The 3,667-nt window shown below is 74.6% G+C and carries 2 protein-coding genes; both read left to right on the top strand.

The annotated features are described in order from the left end of the window. The first annotated feature begins 202 nt into the window (after positions 1 to 202). Positions 203 to 1,939 carry a 2-isopropylmalate synthase gene (gene leuA / locus GTR00_RS16560; protein WP_166612686.1) on the top strand — a complete coding sequence of 579 codons (1,737 nt, stop codon included), beginning with the start codon at positions 203 to 205 and terminating at the stop codon, positions 1,937 to 1,939. 157 nt (positions 1,940 to 2,096) lie between these two features. Then, a partial coding sequence (locus tag GTR00_RS25960; RefSeq protein ID WP_166612685.1) for a GGDEF domain-containing protein occupies positions 2,097 to 3,667 on the top strand: 1,571 nt, incomplete at its 3' end.

The following is a 3,667-nucleotide window of genomic DNA, read 5'->3' as shown; positions in this document are numbered from 1 at the left end:
CTCCAGCACCGGTGGACGCCCACCCGCCCGCGCCCCGCGTGGACGCCCCGCGCACCGGGCGCGTACGGTGGCGCCGTGGCCCGCTGGGAGACCCTCCTCCTTCGTCGCCGCGGCGGGGCCAGCTAGGCCGGTCTCCCCGTCGCGGGACCTCCTCGTGCGCGCCGGCCGAGCACACCCGGGCCCGCGTCGCAAGGAGAGAGCAGTGCAGAACCCCCAGAAGCCGTCGTCGATGCCGTACCAGCGCTACCGCCCGTTCCACGAGCAGATCGCCGTCGACCTGCCCGACCGCACGTGGCCGGGCAAGCGGATCACGAAGGCGCCGCGCTGGTGCGCGGTGGACCTGCGCGACGGCAACCAGGCCCTCATCGACCCGATGAACTCCGAGCGCAAGCTGCGCATGTTCACGCTGCTGGTCGAGATGGGTTACAAGGACATCGAGGTCGGCTTCCCCTCCGCCAGCCAGACCGACTACGACTTCGTGCGCACGCTGATCGAGCAGGACCTGATCCCCGACGACGTGCGCATCCAGGTCCTCACCCAGGCCCGCGAGCACCTCATCGAGCGCACCTACGACTCCCTGCGCGGGGCGAAGCAGGCGATCGTGCACCTGTACAACTCCACCTCGGTGCTCCAGCGGCGCGTGGTCTTCGGCATGGACGAGGACGGCATCGTCGACCTGGCCCTGCAGGGGGCGCGGCTGTGCCGCAAGTACGAGGAGACGATCCCGGGCACGACCGTCTACTACGAGTACTCCCCGGAGTCGTACACCGGCACGGAGCTGGAGTTCGCCCGGCGCATCTGCGACGCGGTGGTGGAGGTCTTCGAGCCCACGCCCGAGCGCAAGGTGATCGTGAACCTGCCGGCCACGGTGGAGATGACCACCCCGAACGTGTACGCGGACTCCATCGAGTGGATGTCGCGCCACCTGGCGCAGCGCGAGAACGTAATCCTCTCGCTGCACCCGCACAACGACCGCGGCACCGGCGTGGCCGCCGCGGAGCTGGGCTACTTGGCCGGCGCCGACCGCATCGAGGGCTGCCTGTTCGGCAACGGCGAGCGCACCGGTAACGTCGACCTGGTCACCCTGGGCATGAACCTGTTCAGCCAGGGCGTGGACCCGGAGATCGACTTCTCCGACATCGACCGCATCCGCCGCACCGTGGAGCACTGCAACCAGCTGCCCGTGGGGGAGCGGGTGCCCTACGGCGGCGACCTGGTCTTCACCGCCTTCTCCGGCTCGCACCAGGACGCCATCAAGAAGGGCCTGGAGGCGATGGAGCGCGACGCCGCCGCCGCCGGCAGGGGCGTGGACGAGATGGAGTGGGCGGTGCCGTACCTGCCCATCGACCCCCGCGACGTGGGGCGCAGCTACGAGGCCGTGATCCGGGTCAACTCCCAGTCCGGCAAGGGCGGGGTGGCGTACCTGCTCAAGAGCGAGCACCAGCTGGACCTGCCGCGCCGGCTGCAGATCGAGTTCAGCCGGGTGGTGCAGGAGCGCACCGACGCGCGGGGCGGGGAGGTCTCCGCGGCGGAGATCTTCTCGATCTTCTCCGACGAGTACCTGCCCTCCCCGTCGGGCACCCCGGACTGGGGCCGCTTCGCGCTGCGCGCCACCCGCTCGGTCAGCGAGGTCGACGGCGTGGACGCGCTGGAGGTGGACCTGCTGGACGACGGCGTCGTCAGCACGGTGGCCGGCACGGGCAACGGGCCCATCGCCGCGTTCTGCGCGGCGCTGGGCGCGCTGGCCCCCGACCCCGTCGACGTGCGCGTCCTGGACTACGCCGAGCACGCCCTGTCCGCCGGCGGGGACGCGCGGGCGGCGGCGTACGTGGAGTGCGCCGTGGGCGAGCGCGTCCTGTGGGGCGTGGGCGTGGACGCGAACATCACCACCGCCTCGCTGAAGGCGGTCGTCTCGGCCGTCAACCGCGCCCTGCGCTGACCCCCGCCCGCGGCGCCCGCCCGCCGGAGCGGCGGGCGGGCGCCGCACTGGTTGAAGGCGCACGGGTCCTCGGATCCCGTGGCGCGCCGCCTGCGCCCGGTTAGGATCAGTGACGATCCGTGCTCGACCGTGCGCGGCGGAGGGAGCGATCCACGTGGTGAGCGCTGCAGCCGGGCCGGCCGGGCGGGAGCTGGAGCCCTTCGGCCCCTTCGGGCCCTTCGACGCGCTGGCCGAGGCCGCCCACCGGCTCTACCTCGACGGCTACGGCGAGGACGCCGTGCGCTCGGCCCGCGAGGGCCTGGTGCTGGCCGAGGCCGCCGGCGACGAGCGCACCGCCCGGTACCTGCAGTTCATCTGCTGCGTCGCCCTGCACCAGCTCGGCCGCGCCGCCGAGGCCGCCGAGGAGGCCGGGCGGCTGCTGCGCCGCCTGGGCCCGCGGGCCGACCCCGTCTGGCGCGCCAAGGCCCTGTCGCTCCTGGCGGAGTCGCGCGTCGACCTGGGCATGACCGCCCTGGCGATGGACCACCTCGCCGAGGCCCAGCTCATCGTCACCGCCCAGCCGGTGCGCACCTACGACCACCTCTCGGCGATGTTCTCCGTCGCCCTGGCCCTGCGCGCCCTGGCGCTGTTCGAGCCCGCCGACGAGCTGATGCGCCTCATGCTGGGCCTGGTCTTCCCGCCGGCGCGGGTGCGCCTGAACGTCGTGCAGGAGGCCGCCGTCCTGGAGGTGTCCTGGGCGGCCATGCTCGACGTGGTGGGCCGCTCCGCCGAGAGCGGCCCGCACCACGCCCGCGCCCTGGAGCACGCCGCGCGCATGCGCGCCCTCGCCCAGGAGGTCGGCTACCCCGAGATGCGCGCGCGCGCCGACGCCGTCGAGGGCTTCGTGCTGCACCGCACCGGCCAGCCCGACCTGGCCGGTGCGCGCCTGCGCGCGGCCGCCGCCGCCTTCCGCCAGCGCGAGGAGCTCGTCGAGACCCAGATCGCCCGCGTGGGCCTGGCCCTGTCGCTGTCCGGGGAGGGCGACGTCGAGGGCGCCTACGAGCTGCTCGCCGCCGTGCAGCGCACCTCCTCCAGCACCCAGCTGGACGTGTGGGGCCTGACGGCGCTGAAGGTGCGCGCCGACACCGCCGTGCGCCACCACGGCCGCCACGGGGCCGCCGACGCCCTCGGCGAGCTGGCGCGCATCTCGCTGTCGCGGCTGTGGGAGGACCGCGAGAGCCGCTTCGAGGCCCTGCAGGACCGCATCCGCCAGCACGCGATGGCCGAGCAGGTCGTGCGGCAGGGGCGCGCCGCCCTGGAGGACCCCATGACCGGCCTGGGCAACCGCCGGCGCCTGCAGCAGCTGCTGGAGCGCCCCGACCAGCGCTTCAGCGCGGTCCTGGTGGACCTCGACGGCCTGCGCGCGGTCAACGAGCAGCGCGGCCCCGAGGTCGGCGACGCGGTGCTGCGCCGGGTGGCGGCGCTGCTGGTGGAGGGCTCGCGCGAGGACGACGTGCTGGTGCGCTACGGCGGCGACGAGTTCGTCGTCCTGGTGCCCGAGGACAGCGCCGGTCCCGCGCCGCTGCTGGTGGCCGAGCGGGTGCTGGAGGCGGTGCGCAAGGAGCCGTGGCTGGACATCGCCCTGGGGCTGCGGGTCACCGCCTCCGTCGGGGTGGCCGGGCCCGCCCCGGCGGCCGAGGCGCTGGCCGCGGCCGACGCGGCGTGCGCGCGCGCCCGGCGCGCGCGCAC

Origin of the sequence: Kineococcus indalonis (assembly GCF_009906395.1) — a bacterium.
Lineage (GTDB): Bacteria > Actinomycetota > Actinomycetes > Actinomycetales > Kineococcaceae > Kineococcus > Kineococcus indalonis.
This window is presented reverse-complemented; position numbering and strand designations above follow the sequence as displayed.